The organism is Mycobacterium sp. TH-M82 (assembly GCF_057473605.1).
Genome location: NZ_JBYCKY010000375.1, coordinates 1 through 3,418, shown reverse-complemented (window position 1 = coordinate 3,418; position 3,418 = coordinate 1). Strand labels below are relative to the sequence as shown.

Below are 3,418 nucleotides of genomic sequence, written 5' to 3'. Positions count from 1 at the left end.
GCCAGACCTCGGAAAGACGTTGGGACCACGGCAGATCGTCGCAGAGTTGCTCGAACATGCCGCCGCGTTTACGCACCGGCGACAGCTGATGCGCGTCCCCGACGAGCAGCGTTTTCGTCCCGGCCGGCTTGGTGTAGGTGAGCAGTTCGCGCAGCTGGTTGTTGCCGATCAAACCGGCTTCGTCGACGACCACGACGGCGCGGTGATCAAGCGTCAACCGCCCGTTGCGCAGCTCGATGAGCGCCTTATCGACGGTGTAAGCCTCGTCGCCGGCGCACTCGTTTTTCGCGATGTCCACAGCGCGGCCTTGGGGTGCGAGCACCACGACCGTACGCCCGGCGCGGTTGGCCGCGGCGCGTAAGGCTTTCAGCGAATGAGTCTTGCCGGCGCCGGCGGGCGCGGCCAGTGGCTGCACCAGCCACGGGGATTCGGCCAGCGCCGTCACGGCCCGCCTCTGGTCCGCGGACAGGCCTTCGGTGTCGGCCGCGCTGACCCGCACAGTCGCGCGTTCATCGCGCGCGTCGACCATCTTGAGGATGTCCCATTCCTCGAAGAGCACCAGGTCGATGGTGTAGCGGACGTGGCCTTCACGGTGATGGGCCTGGCGCTCGTCGCTGACCCGGATCGCGATCTCATCGACCGCGGCTTCGATCTGTTCACGCGGGCTGCGGTCGTCGTCGTCGACCTCGACGGGTAGTTGCGCGCCGATGATTTCCACCAGATCGGCCCGGGTGAACGCCGCCTTGTCGATGCTGGCGGCAATCTCGACGATGCGGCGCCGATCAAATACCTCAGGTGTGGCGCGGCGCTTCTGGCGGGCCTGGTGCCACAGCTCGGGCAGCTGGTCGATCCGAACGCCTTTTGGGTTGGCGTGCCACTGGTCCTCTAGCTCGGCCCACGGCAGCGATTCGGGTTTGCGCGGCCGGGTTGCTTTCTGCGCGGCCGCCAGCTGCGCTTGGGTGGGTTTGCCGTGAACCAGGGTCAGGTTGTCGTCGGCCCATTCCCGCAACTGCGTGCTGCGGGACGAGTGCGCTTTGATCACCTCGGGGTCGAACCCGATCAGCTCGGCCATGCCGGTGTGCGGATCGATCGGCCCCCACTCCGCGCCGACGGACTGCGTCAGTACCCGCCGCGTCGTGGCCTGATAAATCACCCCGCCGGGCTTGGCTTCATGCCACAGCTGGTCACTGTCGAGGGCGGCGAGTTTTCCGTCTGCGCGGGGCTGTTTGTTGGGCACGATCACATGAGTGTGCAGGTGCGGATCCCCCGCCCGGGAGGTCTCGTGCTGGTAGGCCGCGGCCACCAAACCCGGCAGCCTCTGGAGGTCTTTTTTCCCGGTCTCGTTGTTGTGCACGCGGGTGTAACCAGCGTGCTGATGAACGTATTCGAGGGCCTCGCGCACGCCCGCGTTGTGCGCCTCCAGGACCGCTTTTTGCATCACGTCATTGCCGTACGCCCGCAACAAACTGACACTTTTCGGCGCGCAGAACGTCAGATCGAACCCGTGGTTATCACCCTCGGCGAACCGCCGCCCACGCGCCCCATTCGGCGCGATCCCATCGTCGAGCCAACGGGCCACAGTGTCCAAATCCGCCGGCCCTCCGACCCGGTCGGCATCCGATAATCCGACCGCCTCGGCCGCCTTACGGGCATCACCGGCCACCAGCCACACCGGAGTCCGGGTGTCATGTTCCCCGTAGTACTCGCCCAGACCCCCGTTTGCTGCCGCACGGTCCTTGGCCGCCTCCCCGGCCTGGCGGGCGGTGTCGTTGTAGTAGTCGATCGACCAGCGCTTCAGCGGGGAAACCGTCAGCATCGCCACCGCCCAAAATCGCCTGGTCCCGACCCCAGGCGGGGCCAAGGTTCAGCACACCGCAGGTGTGCTGAACCAATGCTTGCACAAAATGTGCAAATGTGCCATACAGTTTTAGAGGTGATGGGCTAAGTAACTGGACGTAGGGCAGACCAGGTGAGTAGGGAGGAGCAGCCGAAGGCTGCTATAGACAGCAGCGAAGCTGCTGTAGAGGTAACAAGAGGACCCGGGATACAGGAAGGCCAAGACACAAGAAACAACAGAAAGCGACAGTGCCAGTGGTTAGCCGATAGAAGGGTTGGAACGGCGGTGGATTCCGAGCTTGCGGCGATGTGGGCGTACGTCGATGTGCGGAGTCGCCGGCTGTCGCCAGCCGATCGGGCGGCCGTGCGCAATGCGATCGCCAGCGGTGTGCTAGAGGGCGCTGTGCCCGCGCTGGCGTCGATCGATCTGCTCGTTGAGTTCGCGGATGGTGACATCACCTTCGAGCAGTACCGGGCGCGAGTGCTAAACGATGTGCCTCAGCACCGCGAGATCAACGAACATAGCTGACCTAATTAGTGCGGCGCCCGGGCGGGCCGTGGGGGCTATCTATAGGTGTTCTATGTATCACTTCCTGGGTGATGACGGCGTCGCGCTGGCGTGACTGAATCTGATGTCGAGAGGTCGGGGGTGGTTGTGATGCCCAACCGGACGGTTAGCGTGCCCGACTGGTGTGCGGTCGCGGCCGCTGTGTTGGCGTGCCCAGCGGCAGCGGGTGTAGCTCACGGTTGGGCGTTCGTCTTGAGGCTCACTGAGTTGCGTCGTGGTGTGCGGCGGCGTCGGGTGTGGTCAGGCCCCGGGCGCGGCGCACCGCGGAGTCGACCGCGGCGGCGGCCGCGGCCGCCGCCGCGGTGCGGCGTTGGGCGGCGGTGTGAGCCAGCCGCTTGGCGGCCGCCTGGGCGGCGGCGTGCCCGGGGCTGGACAGTGCGGCGCGGCCGGCGGCGCGTGCGGCGGCAGTGGTCTTTCGTGTGGCGAGTTGGTCGGCGACGCGTGCCCGGTCGGCGGCGAGTTCGGCGGCTTCGCGCGCTTCATCGGCGGCGGCTGGTCGTTCGGCGAGGTTGTCGCGGCCGTGCCGGGCCAGGATCGCGCCGAGCAGTCCGATGGGTTTGTGCGGTGAGTCAGCGATCCAGTGTCCGACGCCGAGCCAGTCGGTGATGAGTTGGTTGAGGTCGCGCGGGGTCCAGCCGTGCGCGGCGGGGGCCGCCAGCAGCGCCGACCATGCCTCGGCGCTGTGCCGGCGTGCCCAGGGTGGGGCATGTTGGTCGGCCCGCCAGGCTTTGGCCAGGGCCAGCCCCTCCTCGTCTGGGCTGGCGCGGCGCGTAGCGCCGTGTTGCCGGCGGCCCGTAGGGCTGCCGGCGTGGGTAGTAACCACAGAATCACCTGAAGGTGAGGGATGAACAGATGACCCTGCGGGGTGGGGTGACAGCTTGTGAAGCAGCCGGTTGAGCTGCGGGTTGTCGTGCAGGGCCCAGACTGAGGCCCAGCCGCGGCCGCGGTCGTTGACCCGCCAGGAGGCCATGCGCTCGATGCGGGTGCGCTGGCGGCCGCGCAGGACCTCGGTAG

The 3,418-nt window shown here is 67.1% G+C and carries 3 protein-coding genes; 1 reads left to right on the top strand and 2 read right to left on the bottom strand.

Annotated features, from left to right (window positions below):
* Positions 1-1,816, bottom strand: a 1,816-nt coding sequence (gene mobF, locus AC2VON_RS11635) for a MobF family relaxase (RefSeq protein ID WP_486953104.1), incomplete at its 3' end; no start/stop codon positions are given.
* Positions 1,817-2,122: 306 nt separating this feature from the next.
* On the opposite strand from mobF, the gene AC2VON_RS11630 reads away from it, so the two are divergent.
* The gene (locus tag AC2VON_RS11630) at positions 2,123-2,365 is read left to right on the top strand and encodes an antitoxin VbhA family protein (protein ID WP_062908238.1); all 243 of its coding nucleotides are present in this window, start codon (positions 2,123-2,125) and stop codon (positions 2,363-2,365) included.
* Between the two features lie 238 nt (positions 2,366-2,603).
* Here AC2VON_RS11630 and AC2VON_RS11625 read toward each other — a convergent pair.
* The coding region (locus AC2VON_RS11625; RefSeq protein WP_486953103.1) for a helix-turn-helix domain-containing protein at positions 2,604-3,418 on the bottom strand (815 nt) is incomplete at its 5' end.